Source organism: Neobacillus sp. BF23-41, assembly GCF_041106275.1.
Genome location: NZ_JBGBPR010000006.1, coordinates 209,428 through 234,238 on the forward strand (window position 1 = coordinate 209,428; position 24,811 = coordinate 234,238).

The window sequence follows — 24,811 nt, forward strand, 5'->3', positions numbered from 1 at the left end:
CGTCCTTATGAGCTTTTTGACCGTTCAAAATATTCATCACACCTATTTCACTAAAGCCTCTGCCACCACGGCCCTCTCCGATATTTCATTAACAGTGGAGGAGGGCGAGTTTGTCTCCCTCCTCGGCCCCAGCGGCTGTGGTAAGACGACTCTGCTTTCCATTATTTCTAGTTTGCTTAAACCAACGCAAGGTACTGTTTTGTTAGAAAAAAAGCCGGTAACTACCGCAAAAAACCAAATCGGTTATATGCTCCAACAAGATTATTTGTTCCCTTGGAAAACGATTGAAGAGAATATCCTGATTGGTTTGAAGTTATCAAAGCAGTTGAATCAAAAAACGAGATTGGCTGCCCTTGGCCTGTTAAGCCAAATCGGATTAACCGGGGTGGAAAAACAGCTTCCTAGGCAATTATCTGGGGGTATGAGGCAGCGGGTGGCTCTCGTCCGGACGCTTGCCACAGAACCAAAACTGCTTATGCTTGATGAGCCTTTTTCCGCTCTTGATTATCAAACCAAGCTTAAATTGGAGGATTTAGTCTCACAAACATTAGATGATTTTGGAAAAACAGCTATTCTCGTTACTCACGATATTGGTGAGGCTATTGCCATGAGCGATCGCGTTTTTCTGCTTTCACCAAGCCCCGGAAGAATTTATAAAACATTTACAATGCCGGAGGAACTAAGAAATATATCCCCATTTGAAGCAAGAAATCATGAGGCATTTTCAAGTATCTTTCAAACCATATGGAAGGAGTTGGAGTCTCTTGAGCCAGAAAAAGAATAAGCTGGAACTCCTCCATAAAAATTATATTCAATCACTGCAGGTTGAAAAAAGATGGGTCGGATTTTATCAGGCGATCATTTTTATCGTCTTTTTCTCTAGTTGGGAATTGTTTAGTCAAAAGCAGTGGATTGACCCGCTTCTTTTCAGTTCTCCCTCAAAGATATGGAACTTACTCCTGGAAAAAATTCAGGATGGAACTTTAGTTAGCAATATTGGCGTAACCTTAACGGAAACCGTCCTAGGATTTATTCTAGGCACACTACTGGGTACGATATTAGCTGCTATTCTCTGGTGGTCGCCAATAATTTCAAAGGTGCTTGATCCTTATCTTGTTATTTTAAATGCCATGCCGAAAGTCGCATTAGGGCCCATTTTGATTGTGGCGCTAGGTCCTGGGTATTCATCGATTATTGCCATGGGCGCGATTATCTCAATTATCATTACCACCATTGTGGTATATACCTCATTTAAAGAGGTGGATCCGAATTATCTTAAAGTACTCCAAACTTTCGGAGCAACTCGTTGGCAATGCTTCAAAGAAGCTATCCTCCCCGCTAGTTTTCCAACGATTATTTCTACTCTAAAGGTAAATGTCGGTCTGTCTTGGGTCGGTGTGATCGTAGGTGAATTCCTTGTATCCTCTAGAGGACTTGGATACATGATCATTTATGGCTTCCAAGTATTTAATTTTACACTTGTTTTCTTATCACTTTTGGTTATCGCGGTATTTGCTACCATTATGTACCAGCTTGTTGAATTATTAGAGAAAAAAATTATCAAAGAATAGTGGATTGTCAAATACTTTCTGCTATTCTTTTTTGTTTTGTACCTTTTGAATGAGTTTAACACATTGCTCGACGACTTGGTCTTTCATAATAAAGCTGTAATCATCCCCAAATCGCTGCTGTAATATATCTCCTCTAACAACAACAGGACCATTGGTTTCATGGTAACTTGTCGTTTCTTCAACCCTAGCGACCTTTCCCCAAAAGACAGCCTTCACATAAGACCTCATCGGGTCGGTAAATTTATACTCAGCAATAAATTTTAGCTCACCTAGGATTGCGCCTGTCTCCTCATAGGTTTCTCGTTGTGCTGCCTCTTCAAGAGTTTCCCCTGATTCCATTTTTCCACCGGGAAATTCAAGTCCTCTTTTTTTATGGTTCGTCAATAGCCATTCTTCCCCATACTGGCAAATGACTAACACATGCTTTGCTGCCTCTTCGAAAGCATTTGGTAAAAAAGACAATTCTACAGGATTCCCATTTTCATCTAAAAAACGCATCATCTAATTTCCGCCTCAACTATTTTATACTTAATTATAATAAAAAAAAGAAAAATCCTAAAGTTAGGATTTTTCTTACAGGGTGAAAATTTTATTTTGGTAGTATATTCATACTTTCAATATGATTTTTTGCTTCTGCGTCACCAAGTTCATGCAACATCCCATACACTTGCTGAATCGTACTGTCATATGCATCGTTTTCACGGTCATAATGATACTCAACATATGGCACATGGGCTCTAAAGAAGTTTTTCCACTCGGTGGAATAGTTTTGGTCAAAAAGCTCGCGCAGCTGGGTTATTTCTTCATTATCTGCCTGTATTTTATAGCTCCAGGTTGAACTTGTTGCACTTTGAGATATTTCACCGCTTCCAACATCAATATAATAGGTCTTCTTTTGCTGATCCATTATGTCATCCCCTTTTACTCATTAGTAATTTGCAAATAGAAAAAATTTATTCTTTGTCAAATTTCGATTCATTTTTTAGAAATGAATACGCTATAATAAACATACAATCAAAGAAACAGATTTTTCTGTTAATTTACAAACGGTTAAGTTAGAATTATTTTATGTTTATAAGGGAAAAGAATAACTAGGAGGTGTATCGAAATGAAATTAGTTGATGAGTTGTACGAAATGTACCGAAACAAGCTAACCGGTGATGAAGAGGATATCGACATGCTGGCATTTGCCTTTTTAGAAGAGATGTCACATGAGGATCTACTTGCTTTAATCCAAGAAATGGATAAGCAGGAATTATACAATTTAATGGGTATTTATTTAATTGAAAGTTTGAAAGGTAAATTTGCCCAAGAAGAGTACGGACAACATCGCACAAATACTTATCATCCTCGAAATATTCATTGATTGTACATAAAAACATAAGGAAGGAAGCTCAAACAGCGGGCTTCCCTTTTTCTTTTCTCAAAAAAGCATCCATTCATGCTACAATTAAGAAAAAAGGAGGCATTCACAAGAATGTATGTAGTAGCTGTTATTTGTATTATTATTGTTATCGTTATCCTGCTTCTAGCCGTGGGCACCACTTCTAAAGCCTACACGTATAAACATACTGTGGACCCAATAGAAAATAATCCATATCTTGACCAAGAGAAGGAACAAGAACATAATCAGGACCAAAATAAAGCTTAAAAAAATTCCTATTCAAGTAGAATAGGAATTTTTATTATTTGTCTAGCTTCAGCTTTTCTAATTAAGCAAATACCTGTTTAAGATCTTCCTTGCTTTGTTCAAGCCAGAAACGCATTAAACGTTTAGCACCTTCCAAATCATGCAGTTTTGCTTGGCCGCATTGTCGTTCATTTGCAGCAGGAATTTCGACGATTTCAACTGCAGACTTCATTGTATCCTCAAGAAGATCAATGATTTCCTCCACAGTCGGCTCGCCGCTGACAACAAGGTAATAGCCGGTTTGGCAGCCCATTGGTGAAATATCGATAATATCAAAGTGATCATACTTCTCGGAGTGCTCACGAAGATTAAAGGCAAGCAAGTGCTCTAGTGTATGAATGACATCAGGTTTCATCGCCTGTTTATTGGGCTGGCAAAAGCGAATATCATATTTATTAACAACACCGTCACTTCCAACTTTGTGGACCCCGCAATGTCTCACATAAGGGGCTTTAACAGCGTTATGATCTAAATCAAAGCTTTCAACTGAAGGCATCGATATCACTCCTTTTTTTATCTACCATTTATCATACAATAAATTCCGAGTTTTTTCATCCACTTACATACAATTAACAATTTAGACGATATTATTTATTTATGGTATCTTGTAGTTAATTGTAGTTAAGGAGAGATTGACATGTTAAAAAAAGCCTTCCTAGCGATTATTCGATTTTACCAAATTGTTATCTCACCTATAAAACCGCCGACCTGCCGTTTTTATCCTACTTGTTCCCAATATGGTCTGGAAGCGATTGGGCGGTTTGGTGCTTTAAAAGGCGGCTGGCTCACTATCAAAAGGATATCAAAATGTCATCCCTTTCATCCTGGTGGCTTGGATCCTGTTCCTGAAAAAGAAAAGCTTTAATTCTTATTGCCATCAACAATTAAATCAAGCTTTCCTGTCTTTGGGTCGATGACCAACCCATGAACAGGAACACCCTTTGGCATTAATGGATGATTTTTTATGATACCTACACTGTGCTCAACACTCTCGGTCACATTATCAAATCCATGAAGCCATTTTTTAATGTTGATTCCAGAATATGTAAGTGTGTCAATCGTTTCTTCTGATACTCCACGTTCCATCATATTCTCGATCACTGGTTCTGCTTTTAGACCGCTCATGCCGCAATCATAATGGGCAATGACTAAAACCTCTTGAGCCTTCAATTGATATAAAGCAATCAGTATACTTCTCATCACACTTCCAAAAGGGTGAGACACTAGGCCGCCAGCGTCTTTTATGATCTTTGCATCACCATTTCCCAAATTCAATGCTTTTGGCAATAATTCCAATAATCTGGTATCCATACATGTAAGAATCACCATGCGTTTATTAGGGAATTTAGTTGTTTCATACTTTTCATATTCGTGGTTCTCCACAAATTTTTTATTATAGTCTAACAGCTCATTCAATAATGTAGGGTTACTCATGATAACCATCCTTTCTTTTGTTTTCTTTTTAAGCATACCTAATATTTAATGATTTAACCAAATTTTATACTTGCTTTTGAGGAAAATTTTTTGTAAGATACTAATGGAAATCGGAATCGTTCCGTATTATGCATTTGTAATCATTCAGAATTCAAAAAAAATTTCGATAATAAATCGTAATTAATCCGATTTAATAATATATTGAAGGAGTCTTTATGAAAAAAATCATCCTTATCCTTTCTTTTCTGTTACCATTAAGTCTTCTGTTGTCCGCGTGTTCAAATGGTAAAGACCATGTACAAAAAAAGAAGGACCAGTTAACTATTTATACAACAGTATTCCCACTTCAATATTTTACTGAACAAATTGGTGGAAAATATGTAAATGTCAAAACGATCTACCCACCTGGGGCTGATGAACATACATTTGAACCATCCCAAAAGGATATGATGAATTTAGCCGATTCAGACTTATTTTTCTACATTGGACTTGGACTTGAAGGATTTGTGGAAAAAGCAAAAGGAACATTGAAAAGTGAACATGTAACATTAGTCCCAACGGCTGAGGGACTAAAACTCCCAAAAAGCGACGATTCACTTGAAGAAGAAGAACATGACCATAGCAATTCGGATGTCAACCCACATGTATGGCTTGACCCCATTTATTCAAAGGAAATGGCTGCTGTCATCCGTAATTCATTAATTAAACAAATGCCGCAGCACAAAGAACTATTCAATGAGAATTTTAAACAACTTGCCCAAAAGTTAGATGAACTAAATACTAAATATAAGCAGACACTTACAAATTCGAAGCATAAAAAGATTATCGTTACCCATGCGGCGTTCAGTTATTGGGAAAAACGTTATGGGATTGAACAAATCAGCATATCAGGTCTTTCGACGGCTAATGAGCCAACCCAAAAGGAATTAGAAAAAATTATTTCTGTAGCTGAACATGAGGGTTTACACTATATGCTTTTCGAACAAAATGTTCAATCAAAACTTGGAAAAATTGTTCAAAAAGAAATTGGGGCAAAAGCATTACACATTCATAATCTTGCTGTTTTGTCTAACGACAACATCAAAAACAAAGAAACCTATTTTTCATTAATGAATAAAAATCTTGAATCATTAAAAATAGCGTTAAATAACTAAATTTGAAGATGAAATGAACCAGGCCGCTTTTAACCTGGTTCATTTTTTTTATAAAACAAATGTTTCTTTCATTAGCAAGGTTTCCTGTAATCTTTTTTCGTTTATTTCAAATCCAATCCCAGGACTGGATGGGACTTTGACAAATCCGTTTTCAACGGTTACTTCGGGAGTTATAATATCTTCCTCCCAAAAGCGATTAGAAGCAGAGATATCTCCTGGGATCGAAAATCCTGGTAATGAGGCGAGTGCAATATTATGGGCGCGAGAAACCCCAAACTCGATCATACCCCCACACCAAACCGGTATGCCCTTTTCGAAGCAATAGTCATGAATTCGTTTCGCTTCATACAAGCCCCCTACCCTTCCCACTTTAATATTAATTACCTGACAACTTCCGAACTCGATGGCCTTTCGAGCATCATCATAGCTGACAATGCTTTCGTCCAAACATATAGGTGTTTTAATTTCTTTTTGAAGCAAGGCATGTTCAAGAATATCATCATAGCCCAGCGGCTGCTCGATCATCAACAAGTTAAAGTCATCAAGAGCTTTTATTCGTTCGATATCCTTAATCGTATAGGCAGAATTCGCATCTGCCATGATTGGCAGTTCAGGATAAAAACGGCGAATTTCAGAAAGAAAAGCATAATCCTGCTGTGGATTTATTTTAACTTTAATTCTTTGATAACCGTCCTCAAGATATTGCTCAATTTGCTGGAGTGCATTTTTAGTGGAATCTGTGGCCACTACAACCCCTGACGCAATCAAAGACCGTGTTCCCCCAAGGAGTTTTGATAGTGGCAGCGAATGACTCTTCGCAAATAAATCCCATACAGCTGTTTCTAAGGCAGCCTTAGCCATATTGTTCCTTCTTACCGAGCTAAACAGCTGAGAGACCTCCTCAGGATGGTTTAAGGGTGTTTTTTGAAGGAGTGGAATCAAAAAATCAGTTAACATATGTAAACTTGTTTTAACCGTTTCTTCTGTGTACCACGGAGTAGAAAAGGCAACGCCCTCTCCAAACCCTGATACACCATCGGAATTGGTTATCTTAATGATTATTCCCTCACGGTTCTTCACGGCTCCTAAATGGGTCAGAAACGGGTCAATTAAGGGCATTTGAATGACATTTAACTCTACTGCTGCTATCTTCATTACCGGGTCTCCTCTTTCACCCACTCCCGGAGCTCTCGGCGGAGTATTTTTTTCGATGCGTTTCTAGGCAGTTCCTTAGTAAAATAAAATGCTTTAGGGACTTTATATTTGGCTAAACGCTCTTTACAAAATTGCTCAAGTGCTCCAACTGAAGGATTTGTTCCTTCTCTTTTTACAATATAAGCAATCGGCACTTGTCCCCACTCAGCATCCTCTAAACTTGTCACACCAGCCTCTGAAACATCCGGATGGGCTAACAAAACTGCCTCAATTTCTGCAGGGTAAATATTCTCTCCCCCTGAAATAATTAAGTCAGAACGCCGATCGAGTACATATAAGAAGCCTTCTTCATCTAAGTAGCCCACATCTCCCGTGTGGAACCAGCCATTAATAAACTTTTCTTCTGTTACTTCAGGAAGGAATAGATACCCTGGGGTAACATTGGGTCCTTTTATGACAATTTCACCTGGCATACCTGAGGGAGCCAGACCACCATCTTCTGCAACTATTTGAAGCTGTGAGGTGAACAATGGCTTTCCTGCCGAGCCTAGCTTCGTCAGACTATATTCTGGAGCAAGTGTCACGATTTGCGAGGAGGATTCGGTCATTCCATAGGTTTGGAAGACAGGAATTTCTTTTTCTATACACGCTTGGAGTAATGGTAATGGTGCAGGTCCTCCTCCCAGAAGCATACACCGAAAATGATTAGGCAGGCGCCTCTCTCGAAGAGCATCAACTATTCGTCGCAGGGAAGTACCAACAACTGACATGATGGTCACTTTTTTATCATGAATATCATGAATGGTTTCTTCAACATCAAAGTGCTCGTGGAGAACGATCGGCATTCCATATATGACACTGCGCATTAAAATTGAAAAGCCGCTAATATGAAAAAGCGGAACGTTACAAAGCCAGGAATCCCCTTCAATAAATCCTAAATTTAAGGCTGAACCAACGGAACTCCACCAGTGATTTCCATAGGTTTGGATTACCCCCTTGGGATTTCCAGTGGTTCCAGACGTATACATTATCGTACAAATTTCTGATAAGCTGATTTCTTCCTGAATAATGGGCGCGTTTTGACTGCCGGAAAATATCTCTGCCTTTGTCAGCGAACAAATTGATGGAATTTGACTATTTATGATCGTTTTTGTTTCAGAAAAAGTATCTTCAATTATTAAAGAGACGGCCTTTGCATCAATTAGCTGCCATACTAGTTCCGACGGAGAAAGGCGGTTGTTCAAAATTACAGCCCGAACCCCTAATAGTTGAAGGGCAAATAATATGACAACTGTATCTAGGTTGCTTTTTAATAACACACCAACATATTGGCTTTTTCGCATTCCTAACCCTTGTAGCTGTCCTGCAACTTGATAAGAACGTTGGTAGAGTTCGCCAAAGGTTATGGTTTGTTCCTGAAAATACACCGCTGTTCGTTCAGGGGTTAGAAACGCTCTTTTCTTCAAAAAATTAGGTATCATTTCGCTTTGCATAATTGTCACCTTTCCTAATCTGCCTGCTTTCTCCCAGATTTTCTATTAAAAACAGCCTGATGGAAACCATCAAGCTGCTGGTAAAAACTATCAAGGAAAACGAGGGAATTTACCAAAATCAGGCTTACGCTTTTCTTTAAATGAATCACGGCCTTCTTTGGCTTCATCGGTTGTATAGTAAAGCAGGGTTGCGTCGCCAGCAAATTGTTGAAGACCAGCTAATCCGTCTGTATCAGCATTCATGGCTGCTTTCAAGAAACGAAGGGCAGTTGGACTTTTCTCAAGTATTTCACTACACCATTGAATCGTTTCTTCCTCTACTCTTTCAAGCGGAACAACCGTATTCACCAAGCCCATATCAAGTGCCTCTTGGGCATTGTATTGACGACATAGGAACCAGATTTCCCGAGCTTTTTTATGTCCAACAATTCTAGCTAGGTAGCCTGAGCCGTATCCAGCATCAAAGCTTCCAACATTCGGTCCAGTTTGTCCGAAAATAGCATTATCCGCTGCAATCGTTAAGTCACACACAATGTGCAGCACATGACCACCACCGATGGCATATCCTTTTACCATTGCGATAACAGGTTTTGGAATAACACGAATAAGGCGCTGAAGGTCAAGAACATTTAGACGAGGAATTTGATCCTCTCCAACATATCCCCCATGGCCACGAACTTTTTGGTCACCACCTGAACAAAATGCCTTATCTCCTGCTCCAGTTAAAATAATAACTCCTACACTAGAATCATCTCGTGCGAAGGCAAAAGCATCAATTAATTCCGAAACAGTTCTCGGTGTAAATGCATTATGTACATGTGGACGATTAATGGTGATTTTCGCAATACCATTGTATGTTTCATATAGAATTTCCTCATATTTGCGTCCTGCAATCCATTCTACTGTCAAAATGAAATCCTCCCTTATTTATTCTTTTGACAAAAAGTCACTTACTATTGTACCAAACTTTTCTGGTTCTTCCACATGAATTGCATGCCCACTACCTTCAATAACCACCCAAGAGCTATTTTTTAGCTCTTTCATCATTTTATCCGCAATATCACAAAACTTTTTATCTTCTTCACCCGTTAACAGCATGACCTCGCAAGTTAGTTCGTTTAATTTCCCCCACCAGTTAGGCTGAGATCCGGTTCCCATCCCAAGCAGGCTGTTCGCGAGCCCAGTAGGCGAATTGTTTAAACGCTGTTCTCTTATGACCTGCTTTTGTGCTGAAGGCAATCGTTTCATCGTTTGAAAAAGGGGGATCCCTTCCCAATAATCTACAAACGAGCTTATCCCCTGTTCTTTAATAAATTTAGCAAGTTCCGCATCTTTCATACGGCGAAGTTGACTTTCATTTTCTGTTGCCAGACCTGGTGAGGCACTTTCAAGTATTAATTTACGGACCCGCTCAGGAAAAAGCAGGGCAAAAGTAAGGGCAAGTCTTCCACCCATTGAGTAACCAAGTAAATCTACTTGCTTAACATCTAAATGTTCAAGGATCGTTTTTAAATCCTTCGCAACTGACTCTATTTGATATCGACTAAGTACATCGGGTGATTCCGTTTTTCCATGTCCAATGATGTCAGGATTAATTAGTTTCATTTGCTTCTCCCAAGCATCATAGAAAGGAGTCCATGTCGAGCAGTCCCCGGTAAATCCATGTAAAAGAACAAGCGGGATAGATCCTTCCCCGTAAACTTCGACATGATATTGAATCCCGTCGCTAACAATCTTCATTTACTGTTCACCTTTGACAAAGTTCGATATTTCCCGGGAAACAAAGCTCCAAAATCCGCGGTGTTCGTCACGGTTAACGTCTCTGTTTGTTCTAAGTTCATATACTTTTAACCCCGTTTGATTCATAGCCTTCATCATTTCTGACCCTAAATGGTCCCAATCTTCAATCTTCGTAAATTCACCCTTAAACATCTTAACCGAATGCTCAAATTCTAGATCTAGTGGGGTTCCAAACAGCAGTTCAAAATTCTTAGGATGCTCCGATTGAGGAAGGAAGGAAAAAATTCCGCCTCCATTATTGTTAACCAGAAGAATATTAATATCTATATTGTACAACTTTGCTGCAATCAGACCATTTAAGTCGTGGAAAAAAGTTAAATCGCCAAGGACAAGGTATAAAGATTTTGAGTATAAAGCTGCACCTAAAGCGGTCGAAACAGTACCATCGATCCCATTGGCTCCCCTGTTCGCCATTACTTTGATTGCTTTATTATTGTTAATAAAAAAACTATCCAAGTCGCGAATTGGCATACTATTGCCAACAAAAAGGGTAGCACCCTCTGGTACCATATCGGCTAATTGATAAAATAGTTTGCTTTCACTTAATTCTGTTATATCTCTTAGAGCATTCATATTTTCTTTGGTTAACCCGTTTACCTTTTTCCATTTCGTTAAAAATTGGGATGAGGGGTTCTCATTCGTATATGACAATAGCTTCTTGCAGAATACCGATTCATCACAAAAGATCATCCTGGTTGACAAGGATGAAGGATCACGCCAGCCTCCGCCGCCATCAATCACAAATTGTTCAGCATCTCCATTTTCTTTTAAGAAGATCGTTAATGCTTTTGATATTGGCATAGCACCAATTCGAATAACAATTTCTGGTTTAAGGAAGGTTTTTGCATCTTCATTCCTTAGGAAGGTATCATAAGTTTCAATGATATTTTTAAGGCTATGTTGCCCACTTCTTAATTGTGATAAGGGGTCTGCAATGATTGGAAAATTTAATTTCTCAGCTAATTGCGTAACCGCGTTAGGAAATTCAGAATCTCCCAGGTTTCCACAAATAATAACACCTTTATTTGTCTTATTAAGCCTTTCAGCTATTTCCTGAAAATGTTCATCTGAAAGGGTTAAGTCCCCGTTTTGAACTTTTATATACCCATTTGGTCGTTCATTAAGCTGGAAGAGCTCATCATCCATCTTTGGAATTAGCGGCTCTCTGAAAGGAAAATTCAAATGTACAGGACCAGAAGGGGCACTAGTGGCAATCGCAACTGCCCGGGCACAAACGGTCCTGGCATAGCGGATGATTTCATCACTTTTTTCAGGCAATGCCATTTCGGAGAACCATTTCACATGCTTTCCATATAAATGAATTTGGTCGATTGCCTGTGGGGCACCAACCTCTCTCAGTTCATGCGGTCGATCCGCTGTAAGTACAATCAATGGTACCCGAGCATAACGCGCTTCAACAATCGCAGGAAAATAGTTTGCTGCTGCTGTACCTGAAGTACAAAGTATGGCAACTGGCTTATTTAACGACTTTGCAATGCCCAACGCAAAGAAAGCCGCTGACCGTTCATCAACATGGATATGGACTTTCAGGTCAGGATGTTCTGCCATGATCATCGCCATTGGAGTTGATCTTGAACCAGGGCTAACAACTACATCCGTAACTCCCGAAAAAATAAGTTCAGCAACTACGGCGGCTATATAGGCTGTTAATGATTCTTGATGATTCATATTTAATTTCCTCCAAGGGCTCGGAGCATTGGTTTAAATTTCAAGCTCGTCTCCAAATATTCACTTTCTGAGTCAGAATCTGCTACTACTCCACAACCTGCAAACAACGATACTTCATCCCCCTGGATCAGTCCAGATCGAATCGAAACAGCAAATTCGCCATTTTTTCTGTAGTCCACCCACCCTAGAGGAGCAGCATAGAATCCACGGTCCAGTTCTTCTACTTGTCTAATCTTTACAACTGCTTCATCCTTAGGCAGTCCGCCGAGTGCTGGTGTTGGGTGAAGTCGATCGACTAATAACAACAAGGAAGCATCCTTATGGCATTTTCCGATAACAGGGGTATATAGGTGCTGAATATCCCGTATCTTCATCAACTGCGGCTTGTCAGGCAGGATAATTTCCTCACATGATTCTTCAAGTGCTGCTTTAATCATTTCAACAACGAAACCATGCTCAATCAGATTTTTTTGATCATTTAATAACATTTGACCTAATTTCAAATCTTCTTGTTCGGTTTTCCCCCGTGAAATAGAACCTGCAAGGCAGGTAGAATAAACCTCATTGCCATGTTTTTTCACTAGTCTTTCTGGAGATGCTCCAATAAAACAATCACCATTCGATTCAAATGCGAAAATAAAGCTTTCATGCTGCTGCATATATAAATTATTCAATACATCCTCTGCCTCTACCTGATCGTCAAAAACAAGCCGCAATTCTCGGGCGAGAACGACCTTCTTAAGCGGGCCTTCTGTTAATTCCTTCACAACTCCGTCAACAGTTTTTTTCCACTCCTCTGGTTCAATCTCTCGCGTTTCTAGAAGTGACGCTGTACTCATCCGTTCATTCTGATGGAGCGAATTTAATAGCTGATTTCTCTCTTTGCTCACTTTCTTAAATAAATAAGGATCCTCATGTGGAGTACAAACTGTATTCGTGGTTAAATACGTTTGACCGCGAATGATACTCAATAAAAATTTGGGTATGTGGAACAATGAATCAGCGTACTTGGACCAGAGGTCTGTTTTATCCTTGTAGGGGTCAAAAGAGAAGCCCCCGAACATGACGGGTCCTACACCAACTTCTGTATATGGATTAAAAATGAGGCAGTCCTCTAAAAATTTTTCCCATTCCTTTTCAACATGAAAAAAGCGGTCAGAAGCCTGATCCGTCTGAATTTGTTTCGAAATCCCAAGTCCAATTAGCACCGTCTCGTCCGTTGGGTCCTTCCAGAAAAATCGTTCCCCGCGATAATGTTCTTTTCCTATATTAAAAAATGATAGTGGGTTAATCGTGTCCATTTTATGAACTTCACTAATTAAAATGGGCCGGCCAAGTTCTTTTGCCCTATTAACAGCCAAAAGACCTCGTTCCATTATTTCCAATTCTTGAATGGTAACCAAACAAATCCCTCCAAAACAGCCGAAATGACTGTTATCCATTCATATTAATGCAAATTTTAACATACTACTCTCATTGTAAAGAAGTCAGTAATACTTGTCACTAGCAAACCTTCCTCATTCCGTATTATATCTTAAGTTTTCATCTTACTGATAAAAAAAGTATTCTCATTTAATTAGTTTCATTTTCCCACCAACCATCCAATAATAATCAAACAGGTATAATCTTCTAGATTTGATAAGAAAAATTAATTGACACTATTCCTTGAATTTCATACACTTAGTTTTGGGCAAAGCCCATCAAATAATCGATTCTAAACCTTTAAATAGAGAGAAAAAAACTAAAAAGGGAGAGATACTATGCAACCAAATATACAGCAAAGCTCGAATCCTGTAGTTGAATCAAACCGCGGCTTTCAAGTTTGGTGGCAAATGACCCGCCCACATACATTAACCGCTGCATTCGTACCAGTTCTGCTTGGTACGGCATTAGCCCTTAAGTATGGGAAAATCCATTTTGGTCTATTTTTTGCCATGCTTATAGCGAGTTTATTGATTCAAGCTGCAACCAATATGTTTAATGAATATTTCGATTTCAAACGCGGTCTGGATACTGCCCAATCCGTTGGGATTGGCGGTACGATTGTTCGTGACGGAATCAAACCCAAAACAGTCCTAAATCTTGCGTTTGGCTTTTATGGAATTGCCCTATTATTAGGGATCTATATTTGCGCAAATAGTAGCTGGTGGTTAGCCATTGTAGGCCTAATTTGTATGGCTGTGGGGTATTTTTATACTGGAGGTCCTTTCCCAATCGCCTATACACCATTTGGTGAAATTCTTTCAGGTTTCTTTATGGGGATGCTGATTATTTTAATCGCCTTCTTTATTCAAACGGGAACAGTCAGCAGCACAAGTATTCTCGTTTCAGTTCCAAGTATGATATTGGTTGGTATGATTATGTTATCGAATAACATCCGTGATTTGGATGGCGACAAAGAAAACGGCCGTAAAACAGTTGCTATTCTATTAGGTAAGAAAGGTGCTATTTACTTATTAACAGGGATGTTCACTTTTTCATTTCTTTGGGTTTTGGGACTCATCATTATTGGTGTCTTACCAATTTGGACAGCACTTGTAATTCTTAGCGCCCCAAAGGCTATTAAAGCAACCAAAGGATTTATTGAAAATACCCTGCCGATTCAAATGGCACCAGCGATGAAAGCAACAGCCCAAACCAATACGATATTTGGGTTTTTATTAGCAATCGGAATTTTCGCTGGGCATTACTTATAAAAAAAACTTCTGCCATAGACTGGCAGAAGTTTTTTTATAAGATTAGAAAATATAAATTTCGACTTTGAAAATTGTCCAGCTCCAGCGCCCTAGCGGCTAGTGTCCTTCGCTCTCCGCCCTACGATAAGTCAACATCGAATCACCTTCGGCTCTTCGTGTTTCCTTTATCTCAGTTGGAGCGCTCCAGGCCATACGCCGCTGAACAGGGCGCTTGCGCTTATCTTATTGTAGAGGCTTAATTCCCCATATATCGTCTGCGTATTCCTGAATCGTACGATCACTTGAAAAATAACCAGCCTGGGCGATATTATTTAGACTCATTTGCTGCCAACGTAATCGGTCAATAAACGCTTCTCCAATGGAACGTTGTGTTTCTGCATAGGAAGCAAAATCCTTTAAAACAAAATATTGATCATTTTCCTGAAGGAGTGAATCGAATATTGGTTCAAATTCATTATAAACACCAGGAAAAAAGCCATTCACAAGCTGGTCAACGGCTTGACGAATTCGATAATCGTGATGGTAATATTCATCGGATTGATATCCGCCATGTTGATAGTAGTGAAGAACTTCATCTGCAGTTAGTCCAAACGTGAATATATTGGAATTACCGACTAATTCACGAATTTCTATATTGGCCCCATCCAAGGTCCCCACCGTCAATGCCCCATTGATCATAAACTTCATATTACCTGTTCCAGAAGCTTCCTTACTAGCCGTGGAGATTTGTTCACTGACATCTGCTGCTGGAAAGATCTTCTCCGCAAGAGAAACACGATAATTTTCAAGAAAAATCACTTTAATTTTGTCGTTGATAAATGGGTCATTGTTAACTTTTTCAGCAACTGTATTTATTAACTTAATGATTTTCTTCGCATAATAATATCCTGGCGATGCTTTCGCTCCAAAAATAAACACCCTTGGAACAACCTTGAAGCTTGAATCTTCTTTGATCCGATTATAGAGATGCATAATATGTAAGACATTTAAAAGCTGCCGCTTATAAGCATGGAGCCGCTTCACTTGTACATCAAAGATTGAACCAGTATCAACGGCAGTTCCCGTCTTATCGAAAATAATCTTGGCAAGTGTTTGTTTGTTTTCATTCTTAATTTTTAACAATTGCTCTAAAAACGAAGTGTCGTTTTGATAATTAAGTAATTGGGAAAGCTCCGTAGCTTTATATGTCCATGCAGACCCAATCGTATCTGTAATCAATGAAGATAGTTTTGGGTTCGCTTTTAACAGCCAGCGGCGGTAGGCAATTCCGTTCGTTTTATTGTTAAATTTATCAGGAAACAATTGATAAAATTGATTCATCTCGCGTTTCTTTAATATTTCAGTATGCAGTTTCGCCACACCATTCACACTAAAGCTTCCGACGATAGCCAAATGAGCCATTTTTACATAATTATCGGCAAGGATGGCTAGTCCCTTAATCCGCTCCCAATCACCTGGTGTTTGCTCCCAAAGTTCATGGCAAAATCGTTCATTGATTTCTTCTACAATCATAAATATTCTTGGAAGCAACGGTTGAAAAATATGTATTGGCCATTTCTCTAACGCTTCTGACAAGGTGGTATGATTGGTGTAAGAAATAGTATGTTTTGTAATGTTCCATGCCTGCTCCCAATCAAATCCTTCGTCATCAATTAGGATTCTCATTAACTCGGGAATGGCGAGGACAGGGTGTGTATCATTAATGTGAATACAGATATGTTCATGGAGTTGTTTTAAGCTGCTGTGTTGTTTCCGATAGGTCTTTAAAATAGATTGTATACTAGCGGATACCAAAAAGTATTGCTGTTTCAATCTTAAAACCTTTCCTTCATCATGGGTATCATCAGGATATAAAAACTCAGAAATCATTTCCGTTTCCCGTTTATATTTTAAAATATCCTCGTGTAAGGGAAATTGGGAAGGCTCTGCATTCCAAAGTCTTAGTGTATTGATGGTTTTTGACTGATAGCCGATGACCGGCATGTCGTGAGGTACTGCGGTGACCGTTTCAGCATGTAGGTGATGAAACACAAGTCGGCCATTTTCCATCTTTGTTTCCACCTTACCCCAAAATGGGATTTTGATGGAACTATCGGTTTTACGGATTTCCCAAACATTTCCGTTCCTTAGCCATTGTTCCGGCAATTCTACTTGATAGCCATCAACAATTTTTTGTTCAAATAAGCCATGTTTGTAACGAATGCCATGACCATGACCCGGCAGATTAAGTGATGCAAGTGAGTCTAGAAAACAGGCAGCTAATCTTCCTAAGCCGCCGTTTCCTAAGCCTGCATCTGCCTCATATTCCTCTAATTCTCCTAGATCGATTCCTAATTCCTCTAGGCCTGCTTGCACCGTCTCTTCCACACCCAGGTTAATTAGATTTTGTCTTAGTAATTTCCCCAAAAGATATTCAATAGAGAGGTAATAAACCTGCTTTCCCTTTGCCGCCAAATGGCGCTCGTTTGTAGTAATCCAATCATTACTTACAAATTCGCTAATCATTGTTCCAAGGGTTTGATAGTGATCCCTGGCTGAGCTTTCAGGGAAACTCTTCCCACATACCATCTCAATCCTTTTTAGAAAAGCTTCCTTAAACTCGACCGTATTAGAAAACATGTGTTTCACTCCTTGCAACGATCTCTGCATATAACTGGTTATAGCTATATGCTGACTGTGCCCAGCTATAATCCATTTCCATTGCTTGTTTTACAATCGATTTCCACGATTTTGAATCGTGATAAACGCTTAGTGCTCTTTTAATTGTATAGAGCATATCATGGGCATTAAAATTTGAAAAAGAAAATCCATTTCCTTTTCCAGTAAATTCGTTCCAAGGTTTTATTGTATCATTTAAGCCGCCAGTTTCCCTAACGATCGGGATCGCACCATATTTCATTGCAATCAACTGTCCAAGCCCGCATGGTTCGAATTGGGATGGCATCAAAAATAAATCTGCAGCGGCATAAAGTTTATGGGCAAGACCTTCATTAAAACCGGTATGAACCCTTAATTTTTCAGGATAAATGCGTGCAGCCTGTCTTAAATGTTCTTCGTATTCATAATCACCTGTTCCAAGGATAATGACCTGCAGATCCTCCTGCAAAATTTCACGAAGGACACATTTAACTAAATCAAGTCCTTTTTGCCTTGTCAGCCTTGTAATCATGACTAATAAAGGTGTACGCTCAGATTGTGGTAATCCAAAATGTTTTTGAATCTCACTTTTGTTGATTGATTTTTTTTGATGATTATCAGCCGTATATGTTTGATATATTAATGGGTCGGAAACAGGATTATAGAAATCTTCATCAATCCCATTTAAAATCCCAATTAAATCATCATTTCTTTCTCTTAAGAGACCGTCTAACTTTTCACCAAATACAGGTGTTTGAATTTCTTCTTTATAGGTTGGGCTAACTGTCGTAATTTTGTCTGCAGATACAAGAGCACCCTTCATATAATTGATATTTCCGAAAAACTCTAAGTGACCAGTGTGAAAGGAATTGTAATCCATGCCTAACAAGTCTCCCAACACCTCTTTTGGAAAGATCCCTTGGAATTGAAGATTATGAATCGTAAAAACAGTACGCATTAAGCCGTAACCTTTTCTTTTATAATATTCAGTTCGTAACAGAAAAGGAATCATCGCCGTGTGCCAGTCATGGCAATGTAACACATCTGGAAAAAAGTTTAGCTGGGCAAGTGTGTCTAAGACAGCCCTATTAAAATAAGCAAATCTTTCCCCATCATCAAAATATCCATATAAATTTTCTCGTTTAAAGTAGTATTCATTATCTACGAAATAAAATGTAACTCCCTGGTGTGTGAGCTCTTCAATTCCGCAATACTGATTTCTCCAGCCAACAGAAACAGTAAATTCTTTAACCTTTTTCATCTCACTCTTAAATTCTTCTGAAATTGTTCCGTATTTAGGTAGAATAACTCTGACATCAGTTCCCAAACTCTTTAATTCTTTTGGAAGGGAACCAGCAACATCGGCAAGTCCTCCCGATTTTGCAAATGGTCCACATTCCGAAACGGCAAATAGTACTTTCACGAGTTCATCAACGCTCCTTGTTTTGTCCCTTTACGAACCACAAATGGTGACCCCGCTGTTCCAGTTAATTTAGTTCCTGCTTCAACTTTCACATCTTTATCTAAAATAACGGAATCTAGATAACAATTATCTTCGATCTGGCACTTTTGCATAATGATACAGTTCTTAATAACTGCACCTTTTCCAATCTTTACACCTCGGGATATAATACTATTTTCTACTGAACCGCTAATTAAACATCCATTGGCAATCATTGCATTTTTTACAACAGACCCTTTATTATATTTCGTTGGCGGCTCATCCTTTACCTTTGTGAAAATCGGCTGTTCTTTAATAAATAGTTTTTTCCAGACATCCGACTGTAGCAAATTCATACTAGTAGAAAAATAGTTTTCGATCGAATCTATCATCACGGAATAACCGTCATATTCATAGTTACAAATCGAGTAAAGATTTTCAATATCATTTACAACATCCTTCATACAGGTATACCCTGTTTCATTACGCGTTTCAATCAGCTTAATAAGTAGGGATGTTTTGATTAAGTACATCTCCATCGAAGCTCCATCCTTTTGATGGATTTCGGTAATGTCACATCTTGAATTGATATGCCAATCTAAGATTGGTCTAAAGTTCATATTAAAAACCGTATTGCAATTGGAAATAATCGAATACTCTTGCGTGCTGCGATAAAAGAAGTCTAAATTTGCTGCAAAATTCTCAAACGAACCAATTGTATTTCCATCGTAATCAACTATTGGCGATGGGAAAAAGAAAAGGCCATCCCGTTTTCGATCCAAATCCCAGTTTTTCCCTGAACCTAGATGATCCATCAGTGAACGGTACTGCATTTTTGGAAATATTGCCACACTTCGAATACCTGAATTCACCATATTCGATAGCACAAAATCAATAATACGATATCTTCCTGCAAAAGGCAGGGCAGCAAGTGAGCGATGTGTTAATAAATCTTCCAAATCTTCATGGTATGTTGTGGCATCAATGACTCCTAGTAGCTTTTTTTTCAATCCAAGTCCCTCCTGTATTATATTAAAAAGCAGGGTATAACCCGCTTAACATTTCATTAGTAACTAGAATAATCTCTTCATCGAACGAGCGGATAACTGTCCCGTCAGGAACATTCACTTCAGAAGGTACTATGGCCCTTTCAATCAAACAATTATTACCAATGATCGCATCCGGCATTATGACCGACTCTAAAATAGTTGATCCTTTTCCAACAGTAACCCCTTGAAAAAGAACTGATTTCTCTACTTCCCCTTCTATTGTACATCCCTCATTAATAAGTGACTCTTTAACCAACGCACTCGGAGAAATATATTGTGGCGGCTGATTCGGGTTAACTGAATAAATCCTCCATCCGTGATCAAACAAATCTAAGTCACATTCTTCTCTTAGTAGATCCATATTAGCTTCCCAGAGGCTTTGGACCGTACCCACGTCTTTCCAATAGCCTTTAAATGGATAAGCAAACAATTTTTTATTTTCCTCTAAAAGCATCGGAATCACATCTTTACCAAAATCATGACTCGATTCAGGAACACGGTCATCCATTTCTAAATATTCTTTAAGTATATTCCAGTTAAAAATATAAATGCCCATCGAAGCAAGATTATTTTTTGGATTCGCTGGTTTTTCGTCAAAATCGACAATTCTTAGTTCTTCGTCTGTATCCATGATCCCAAAACGACTGGCTTCATTCCAAGGAACTTCAATTAAAGAAATAGTTACGTCTGCCCTTTTTTCAATATGATATTCAAGCATACTCTCATAGTTCATTTTGTAAATATGGTCACCTGATAGGATTAGCACATATTCAGGCTGGTATTGTTTAAGGTAATTAAGGTTTTGATAAATCGCACTTGCAGTGCCTGTATACCATTTTACTTCGGAAGATTCAGCATACGGTGGTAATACAGTTACCCCGCCATCCTTTCGGTCAAGATCCCACGCGCTTCCAATCCCAATATAGGAATTTAATAACAATGGTTGGTATTGTGTTAATACCCCAACCGTATCGATGCCAGAATTGGCGCAATTGCTCAATGCAAAATCAATAATTCGATATTTACCTCCAAAAGGAACAGCTGGTTTCGCTAGATCCTTTGTCAGCGAATTAAGCCTACTTCCTTTCCCTCCTGCTAATAACATGGCTACGCACTTCTTCTTTGCCATTTCCTTTTCGCTCCTTCCTCTTTTTAACTGGTCTGATGATTTGAAATCCAAATGGGGGAATTGCTAGATTTAGTGAAAATGGCTGGCCATGGAATGGTTCTTCTTCTGCTATGATAGTCTTTTTATTAACCAATCCAGCTCCACCGTATTCTTTATGATCACTATTGAAAATTTCTCGATACTCACCGGATTTAGGAACACCAATTTTATACATTGGGTAATTGACACCAGTAAAATTGCAAATAACCACTAATGTTTCTTCAGACTTTTTCCCTTTTCTCATAAAAGAGAAAACAGATTGGTGGCTATTATTGGCATCTATCCATTCGAATCCGTCCTGTAAATGATCGAGTTCATAAAGTGCCTTTGAACGTTTATAGAATTTAGTTAAAAACTTTACGTAGGCATTTAATTTTTGATGCATCTCATAGTCCATTAAGTTCCAATCGAGCTGTTCTTTATCTTTCCATTCAGAAAACTGGCCCAGTTCAAAACCCATAAATAAAAGTTTTTTTCCAGGATGAGCAAACATATACCCTAGCAAGAGTCTAAGTTGTGCAAATTTCTCCCAATAATCGCCTGGCATCTTATCGAGCAGTGATTTTTTTCCATGTACCACTTCATCGTGAGAAAATGGCAGCATAAAGTTTTCTAAAAAGGCATATAAAAATGAAAACGTTACATTAGAATGAACATGTGAGCGCGAGTAAGGGGGAGTTTCCATATATTCAAGCATGTCATTCATCCAGCCCATATTCCATTTATAATCAAAGCCAAGCCCACCGTATGTAACTGGTGTTGTGACATTAGGAAATTCTGTTGAATCTTCACCAATCATTAAAAAGTATGGTTCATACTCATGAACATGTTGGTTTAATTTTTTCAAAAAGTTAATTCCAAATGGGTTTTCACGCTTCTCATTTGATCCATTCGGCCAGTAAATGATATTAGCTACTGCGTCCATTCGGAAACCATCAATATGGAAATAGTCAATCCAAAACTGGGCATTTGAGATTAGAAAACTTTGTACCTCTCCTTTTCCAAGGTCAAAGTTGGCAGTTCCCCAAACAGCATTCTCTCTGTCGCTAGCTGTGCTATAGGAATAAATGTGAGTCCCATCAAAACGGTAAAGGCCATGAGCGTCCTTGCAAAAATGACCAGGCACCCAATCAAGAATAACCCCAATACCATGTTGATGAATCAGATCAACAAATTCTCTAAATTCATCTGGTGTCCCAAACCTGGATGTAACAGAAAAGTAACCTGTTCCTTGATAACCCCATGAGGCATCGAGAGGGTGTTCGACTAGAGGTAATAACTCTATATGTGTAAATCCGTGCTCAATTACATATGGAATAAGTTCCAATGCCAATTCTTTATAACTTAGATATTCGCCGTCTTCCTTCTTTTTCCATGAACCCAAATGCACTTCATAAATTACAACTGGCTCAGAAAGGAGGTTCTTTTTTCCTCTTCGATTCATCCAATGATTGTCTTGCCACTCATAATGGTTTAACGAATAAACAATAGAAGCTGTATTCGGTCTTATTTCAGAATAAAAAGCAAATGGATCTGATTTTAGCAGCCTCTCACCTGAATGTGTGATAATTTCATACTTATAAAGCTTCCCTGTTAGATCCCTATTAACAATCAGAATCCAAACTCCCTCATCATTAACCTTTTGCAATTCATACCCTTCACCATTCCAGTTATTAAAATCCCCCGCAAGCTTAACCTGCATTGCATTAGGGGCCCATACGCAAAATCGTGTATAAACCTTATCGGAATTCTTAAAGATATGAGCGCCAAAAAGCTGATGACTTTGGAAAAAATTTCCCTCGTGAAATAAATGTAACTGATAGTCAGTCGGAAAAAATGTATTCACTGTCATGGCTCTCCTCATTCCCAATGAAAATAAGTATTTCAAAGACCAATTATAATGGCTATTAATCAATATTCCTCATAAAACTTTTTTATCTTTTCTGACAATAGGTGAGGCAATATGCTATATAACCCTAAGATGCGACAAATTTCGACACCATACACCAATTTTTCTATCAGTAATCGCCAAAAATATATAAATTTTTTTTTAGTTTTCTATGATTTTCATACAAAAAATGTTATTTAAAAAATAGTTCAAAATTAGGGGAAATTGTTGCGAATGTAAGCGTTATCAAGGCTTTCGCTAAGGAGAGGAGGACACTAAAAGTTATATCAATATAACTTTCCTTGTATAAAAGGCGTCCTCTAATGGTTCTAAGAATTTGGACATTCAAGCGGATTTATAGGTTTAGACATCTCATGGAAAAAGCGGAGAGTTTCTGTAAAATCGAGCCAAAGGGACTTATTGGCATCATTAGTTCGATAAAAAGTCTAGAAAACCAATCCAATAGGGCCTATTGGCGTCATTAGTTCGATAAAAAGTCTTTACATTGTATCCAATAGATCTTTGAAATCATAAATGTAATCTATATCTTTCTTTCTTTAATAGGTCATACAAAAAAACTGATAACATGTTGTTATCAGTTTTTTTGTATGACCCCTACGGGACTCGAACCCGTGTTACCTCCGTGAAAGGGAGGTGTCTTAACCGCTTGACCAAGGGGCCTTAATATATGGCGGAGAAGGAGGGATTTGAACCCTCGCGCCGGTCACCCGACCTACACCCTTAGCAGGGGCGCCTCTTCAGCCACTTGAGTACTTCCCCGTTTGGCTCCGCAGGTAGGACTCGAACCTACGACCGATCGGTTAACAGCCGATAGCTCTACCACTGAGCTACTGCGGAATAATTAAAGTTGCTGCTGTGAAAAGATATATGGTGGGCCTAAATGGACTCGAACCATCGACCTCACGCTTATCAGGCGTGCGCTCTAACCAGCTGAGCTATAGGCCCATAAATTGGAGCGGGTGAAGAGAATCGAACTCTCATCATCAGCTTGGAAGGCTGAGGTTTTACCACTAAACTACACCCGCATATAATAAATTTATTATGGGGCGACTGATGGGAATCGAACCCACGAATGCCTGAACCACAATCAGGTGCGTTAACCACTTCGCCACAATCGCCACAATAAAAATTCTATTTAATTAAAATGGTGGCTCAGGACGGAATCGAACCGCCGACACAAGGATTTTCAGTCCTTTGCTCTACCGACTGAGCTACTGAGCCAAAAATAAGGATGGTACCCTAATCTTATATTACTGTAAGTCCTTTGCTCAAAAGAACTTTCGTTCTTTCTCGCAGATTGCCATAGAAGCTTTTGCAGTGATGTGAGCAATCTGCTCTACCGACTGAGCTACTGAGCCATATTACTTTGCCAAATGAAAATGGCGGTCTGGACGGGACTCGAACCCGCGACCTCCTGCGTGACAGGCAGGCATTCTAACCAACTGAACTACCAGACCAATTGCGGGGACAGGATTTGAACCTGCGACCTTCGGGTTATGAGCCCGACGAGCTACCAGACTGCTCCACCCCGCGACAATAAAATTATAGAAATAATATGGAGGAGGAAGAGGGATTCGAACCCCCGCGCGGAATGACCCGCCTGTCGGTTTTCAAGACCGATCCCTTCAGCCAAACTTGGGTATTCCTCCGTGTTCATTATGAAACTAATGGTGGACCTTGTAGGACTCGAACCTACGACCGGACGGTTATGAGCCGTCTGCTCTAACCAGCTGAGCTAAAGGTCCTCAATATTTGGTAGCGGCGGAGGGGATCGAACCCCCGACCTTACGGGTATGAACCGTACGCTCTAGCCAGCTGAGCTACACCGCCAAATATACAATTTAATTATGGTGGAGCCTAGCGGGATCGAACCGCTGACCTCCTGCGTGCAAAGCAGGCGCTCTCCCAGCTGAGCTAAGGCCCCA

Annotated in this window: 22 protein-coding genes and 13 tRNA genes; 7 read left to right on the top strand and 28 right to left on the bottom strand. The window is 39.1% G+C overall.

Annotated elements, in window-relative coordinates; all coding sequences use genetic code 11:
* Positions 1 to 7: 7 nt before the first annotated feature.
* Positions 8 to 784 (top strand): ABC transporter ATP-binding protein, encoded by a 777-nt coding sequence (locus tag AB7942_RS12480; protein ID WP_335398895.1) that lies wholly within the window; start codon positions 8 to 10, stop codon positions 782 to 784.
* On the top strand, positions 765 to 1,571 hold the full coding sequence (locus tag AB7942_RS12485; protein ID WP_369447086.1) for an ABC transporter permease: 807 nt from the start codon (positions 765 to 767) through the stop codon (positions 1,569 to 1,571). Before AB7942_RS12480 ends, AB7942_RS12485 begins: the two co-directional genes overlap by 20 nt.
* Before the next feature lie 21 nt (positions 1,572 to 1,592).
* Here AB7942_RS12485 and ytkD read toward each other — a convergent pair whose 3' ends face one another.
* Complete coding sequence (gene ytkD, locus AB7942_RS12490) at positions 1,593 to 2,072, bottom strand: RNA deprotection pyrophosphohydrolase (protein WP_369447087.1); 480 nt, start codon at positions 2,070 to 2,072, stop codon at positions 1,593 to 1,595.
* Between the two features lie 88 nt (positions 2,073 to 2,160).
* Positions 2,161 to 2,478 (bottom strand): hydrolase, encoded by a 318-nt coding sequence (locus AB7942_RS12495; protein WP_369447088.1) that lies wholly within the window; start codon positions 2,476 to 2,478, stop codon positions 2,161 to 2,163.
* 201 nt (positions 2,479 to 2,679) lie between these two features.
* Here AB7942_RS12495 and AB7942_RS12500 point away from each other — a divergent pair, with 201 nt between their 5' ends.
* Both AB7942_RS12500 and ytzI read left to right on the top strand, forming a co-directional pair.
* Positions 2,680 to 2,937: a DUF6154 family protein gene (locus tag AB7942_RS12500; protein ID WP_066258317.1), complete on the top strand. Its 258-nt coding sequence runs from the start codon at positions 2,680 to 2,682 to the stop codon at positions 2,935 to 2,937.
* Positions 2,938 to 3,048: 111 nt separating this feature from the next.
* Positions 3,049 to 3,222 carry a YtzI protein gene (ytzI, locus tag AB7942_RS12505; RefSeq protein ID WP_369447089.1) on the top strand — a complete coding sequence of 58 codons (174 nt, stop codon included), beginning with the start codon at positions 3,049 to 3,051 and terminating at the stop codon, positions 3,220 to 3,222.
* A gap of 61 nt (positions 3,223 to 3,283) precedes the next feature.
* Here the strand turns inward: ytzI and AB7942_RS12510 are convergent, their stop codons facing one another.
* Positions 3,284 to 3,757: an S-ribosylhomocysteine lyase gene (locus AB7942_RS12510; RefSeq protein WP_369447090.1), complete on the bottom strand. Its 474-nt coding sequence runs from the start codon at positions 3,755 to 3,757 to the stop codon at positions 3,284 to 3,286.
* A gap of 141 nt (positions 3,758 to 3,898) precedes the next feature.
* Here AB7942_RS12510 and yidD point away from each other — a divergent pair, with 141 nt between their 5' ends.
* Entirely contained in the window at positions 3,899 to 4,126 is a 228-nt protein-coding gene (yidD, locus tag AB7942_RS12515) for a membrane protein insertion efficiency factor YidD (RefSeq protein ID WP_168245403.1), read from the top strand.
* On the opposite strand, the gene AB7942_RS12520 is transcribed toward yidD, so the two are convergent.
* Positions 4,123 to 4,695, bottom strand: a complete 573-nt coding sequence (locus AB7942_RS12520) for a beta-class carbonic anhydrase (RefSeq protein ID WP_369447091.1) — start codon at positions 4,693 to 4,695, stop codon at positions 4,123 to 4,125. The genes yidD and AB7942_RS12520 overlap by 4 nt on opposite strands.
* A 215-nt stretch (positions 4,696 to 4,910) precedes the next feature.
* Between AB7942_RS12520 and AB7942_RS12525 the strand changes: the two genes are divergently transcribed.
* Positions 4,911 to 5,849 (top strand): metal ABC transporter solute-binding protein, Zn/Mn family, encoded by a 939-nt coding sequence (locus tag AB7942_RS12525; protein ID WP_369447092.1) that lies wholly within the window; start codon positions 4,911 to 4,913, stop codon positions 5,847 to 5,849.
* Positions 5,850 to 5,897: 48 nt separating this feature from the next.
* Here AB7942_RS12525 and menC read toward each other — a convergent pair whose 3' ends face one another.
* The 6 genes from menC to AB7942_RS12555 all read right to left on the bottom strand — a co-directional run bounded on the left by menC (position 5,898) and on the right by AB7942_RS12555 (position 13,389).
* Positions 5,898 to 7,004 carry an o-succinylbenzoate synthase gene (gene menC, locus AB7942_RS12530; protein WP_369447093.1) on the bottom strand — a complete coding sequence of 369 codons (1,107 nt, stop codon included), beginning with the start codon at positions 7,002 to 7,004 and terminating at the stop codon, positions 5,898 to 5,900.
* The gene (locus tag AB7942_RS12535) at positions 7,004 to 8,497 is read right to left on the bottom strand and encodes an o-succinylbenzoate--CoA ligase (RefSeq protein WP_369447094.1); all 1,494 of its coding nucleotides are present in this window, start codon (positions 8,495 to 8,497) and stop codon (positions 7,004 to 7,006) included. The genes menC and AB7942_RS12535 overlap by 1 nt, the downstream gene beginning before the upstream one ends.
* A gap of 90 nt (positions 8,498 to 8,587) precedes the next feature.
* Entirely contained in the window at positions 8,588 to 9,406 is an 819-nt protein-coding gene (gene menB / locus AB7942_RS12540) for a 1,4-dihydroxy-2-naphthoyl-CoA synthase (RefSeq protein WP_088089340.1), read from the bottom strand.
* Positions 9,407 to 9,424: 18 nt separating this feature from the next.
* The gene (gene menH / locus AB7942_RS12545) at positions 9,425 to 10,237 is read right to left on the bottom strand and encodes a 2-succinyl-6-hydroxy-2,4-cyclohexadiene-1-carboxylate synthase (protein ID WP_369447095.1); all 813 of its coding nucleotides are present in this window, start codon (positions 10,235 to 10,237) and stop codon (positions 9,425 to 9,427) included.
* Positions 10,238 to 11,986: a 2-succinyl-5-enolpyruvyl-6-hydroxy-3-cyclohexene-1-carboxylic-acid synthase gene (gene menD / locus AB7942_RS12550; RefSeq protein ID WP_369447096.1), complete on the bottom strand. Its 1,749-nt coding sequence runs from the start codon at positions 11,984 to 11,986 to the stop codon at positions 10,238 to 10,240. It lies immediately after the preceding gene.
* Positions 11,987 to 11,988: 2 nt separating this feature from the next.
* Positions 11,989 to 13,389, bottom strand: a complete 1,401-nt coding sequence (locus tag AB7942_RS12555) for an isochorismate synthase (RefSeq protein ID WP_369447097.1) — start codon at positions 13,387 to 13,389, stop codon at positions 11,989 to 11,991.
* 357 nt (positions 13,390 to 13,746) lie between these two features.
* Here AB7942_RS12555 and AB7942_RS12560 point away from each other — a divergent pair, with 357 nt between their 5' ends.
* Positions 13,747 to 14,682 (top strand): 1,4-dihydroxy-2-naphthoate polyprenyltransferase, encoded by a 936-nt coding sequence (locus AB7942_RS12560; protein ID WP_369447098.1) that lies wholly within the window; start codon positions 13,747 to 13,749, stop codon positions 14,680 to 14,682.
* A 222-nt stretch (positions 14,683 to 14,904) separates the two neighbouring features.
* On the opposite strand, the gene AB7942_RS12565 is transcribed toward AB7942_RS12560, so the two are convergent.
* The 18 genes from AB7942_RS12565 to AB7942_RS12650 all read right to left on the bottom strand — a co-directional run bounded on the left by AB7942_RS12565 (position 14,905) and on the right by AB7942_RS12650 (position 24,810).
* Positions 14,905 to 17,301: a glycogen/starch/alpha-glucan phosphorylase gene (locus AB7942_RS12565; RefSeq protein ID WP_369447099.1), complete on the bottom strand. Its 2,397-nt coding sequence runs from the start codon at positions 17,299 to 17,301 to the stop codon at positions 14,905 to 14,907.
* A complete protein-coding gene (gene glgA, locus AB7942_RS12570; protein ID WP_369447100.1) occupies positions 17,291 to 18,742 on the bottom strand; it encodes a glycogen synthase GlgA in 1,452 nt (483 codons plus the stop codon). Before glgA ends, AB7942_RS12565 begins: the two co-directional genes overlap by 11 nt.
* The gene (locus AB7942_RS12575; protein ID WP_335439987.1) at positions 18,739 to 19,770 is read right to left on the bottom strand and encodes a GlgC family sugar phosphate nucleotidyltransferase; all 1,032 of its coding nucleotides are present in this window, start codon (positions 19,768 to 19,770) and stop codon (positions 18,739 to 18,741) included. Before AB7942_RS12575 ends, glgA begins: the two co-directional genes overlap by 4 nt.
* A gap of 22 nt (positions 19,771 to 19,792) precedes the next feature.
* Complete coding sequence (locus AB7942_RS12580) at positions 19,793 to 20,938, bottom strand: glucose-1-phosphate adenylyltransferase (RefSeq protein WP_335439989.1); 1,146 nt, start codon at positions 20,936 to 20,938, stop codon at positions 19,793 to 19,795.
* Entirely contained in the window at positions 20,886 to 22,829 is a 1,944-nt protein-coding gene (glgB, locus tag AB7942_RS12585; protein ID WP_369447101.1) for a 1,4-alpha-glucan branching protein GlgB, read from the bottom strand. The genes AB7942_RS12580 and glgB overlap by 53 nt, the downstream gene beginning before the upstream one ends.
* Positions 22,830 to 23,474: 645 nt before the next feature.
* A tRNA-Glu gene (locus tag AB7942_RS12590) sits at positions 23,475 to 23,546 on the bottom strand.
* A gap of 8 nt (positions 23,547 to 23,554) precedes the next feature.
* Positions 23,555 to 23,645 (bottom strand) — tRNA-Ser (locus tag AB7942_RS12595).
* A 3-nt stretch (positions 23,646 to 23,648) separates the two neighbouring features.
* A tRNA-Asn gene (locus tag AB7942_RS12600) sits at positions 23,649 to 23,723 on the bottom strand.
* Positions 23,724 to 23,754: 31 nt separating this feature from the next.
* Positions 23,755 to 23,831, bottom strand: a tRNA-Ile gene (locus AB7942_RS12605).
* Between the two features lie 6 nt (positions 23,832 to 23,837).
* Positions 23,838 to 23,911: transfer RNA gene (locus tag AB7942_RS12610), tRNA-Gly, on the bottom strand.
* Positions 23,912 to 23,928: 17 nt separating this feature from the next.
* Positions 23,929 to 24,004 (bottom strand) — tRNA-His (locus AB7942_RS12615).
* 27 nt (positions 24,005 to 24,031) lie between these two features.
* A tRNA-Phe gene (locus tag AB7942_RS12620) sits at positions 24,032 to 24,107 on the bottom strand.
* Positions 24,108 to 24,266: 159 nt separating this feature from the next.
* A tRNA-Asp gene (locus AB7942_RS12625) sits at positions 24,267 to 24,343 on the bottom strand.
* Positions 24,344 to 24,345: 2 nt separating this feature from the next.
* Positions 24,346 to 24,419: transfer RNA gene (locus AB7942_RS12630), tRNA-Met, on the bottom strand.
* A 23-nt stretch (positions 24,420 to 24,442) separates the two neighbouring features.
* Positions 24,443 to 24,535, bottom strand: a tRNA-Ser gene (locus AB7942_RS12635).
* Between the two features lie 19 nt (positions 24,536 to 24,554).
* A tRNA-Ile gene (locus AB7942_RS12640) sits at positions 24,555 to 24,631 on the bottom strand.
* Positions 24,632 to 24,639: 8 nt separating this feature from the next.
* Positions 24,640 to 24,716 (bottom strand) — tRNA-Met (locus tag AB7942_RS12645).
* A gap of 18 nt (positions 24,717 to 24,734) precedes the next feature.
* A tRNA-Ala gene (locus AB7942_RS12650) sits at positions 24,735 to 24,810 on the bottom strand.
* Position 24,811: the final 1 nt, after the last annotated feature.

Coding starts and splice junctions, on each gene's coding strand:
- ytzI (WP_369447089.1), top strand. CDS start 3,049: ATGTATGTAGTAGCTGTTATTTGTATTATTATTGTTATCGTTATCCTG.
- AB7942_RS12480 (WP_335398895.1), top strand. CDS start 8: ATGAGCTTTTTGACCGTTCAAAATATTCATCACACCTATTTCACTAAA.
- AB7942_RS12495 (WP_369447088.1), bottom strand. CDS start 2,478: ATGGATCAGCAAAAGAAGACCTATTATATTGATGTTGGAAGCGGTGAA.
- AB7942_RS12580 (WP_335439989.1), bottom strand. CDS start 20,938: ATGGCAAAGAAGAAGTGCGTAGCCATGTTATTAGCAGGAGGGAAAGGA.
- AB7942_RS12535 (WP_369447094.1), bottom strand. CDS start 8,497: ATGCAAAGCGAAATGATACCTAATTTTTTGAAGAAAAGAGCGTTTCTA.
- ytkD (WP_369447087.1), bottom strand. CDS start 2,072: ATGATGCGTTTTTTAGATGAAAATGGGAATCCTGTAGAATTGTCTTTT.
- AB7942_RS12525 (WP_369447092.1), top strand. CDS start 4,911: ATGAAAAAAATCATCCTTATCCTTTCTTTTCTGTTACCATTAAGTCTT.
- menC (WP_369447093.1), bottom strand. CDS start 7,004: ATGAAGATAGCAGCAGTAGAGTTAAATGTCATTCAAATGCCCTTAATT.
- AB7942_RS12565 (WP_369447099.1), bottom strand. CDS start 17,301: ATGTTTTCTAATACGGTCGAGTTTAAGGAAGCTTTTCTAAAAAGGATT.
- AB7942_RS12510 (WP_369447090.1), bottom strand. CDS start 3,757: ATGCCTTCAGTTGAAAGCTTTGATTTAGATCATAACGCTGTTAAAGCC.
- glgB (WP_369447101.1), bottom strand. CDS start 22,829: ATGACAGTGAATACATTTTTTCCGACTGACTATCAGTTACATTTATTT.
- AB7942_RS12520 (WP_369447091.1), bottom strand. CDS start 4,695: ATGAGTAACCCTACATTATTGAATGAGCTGTTAGACTATAATAAAAAA.
- menH (WP_369447095.1), bottom strand. CDS start 10,237: ATGAAGATTGTTAGCGACGGGATTCAATATCATGTCGAAGTTTACGGG.
- AB7942_RS12560 (WP_369447098.1), top strand. CDS start 13,747: ATGCAACCAAATATACAGCAAAGCTCGAATCCTGTAGTTGAATCAAAC.
- AB7942_RS12500 (WP_066258317.1), top strand. CDS start 2,680: ATGAAATTAGTTGATGAGTTGTACGAAATGTACCGAAACAAGCTAACC.
- menD (WP_369447096.1), bottom strand. CDS start 11,986: ATGAATCATCAAGAATCATTAACAGCCTATATAGCCGCCGTAGTTGCT.
- yidD (WP_168245403.1), top strand. CDS start 3,899: ATGTTAAAAAAAGCCTTCCTAGCGATTATTCGATTTTACCAAATTGTT.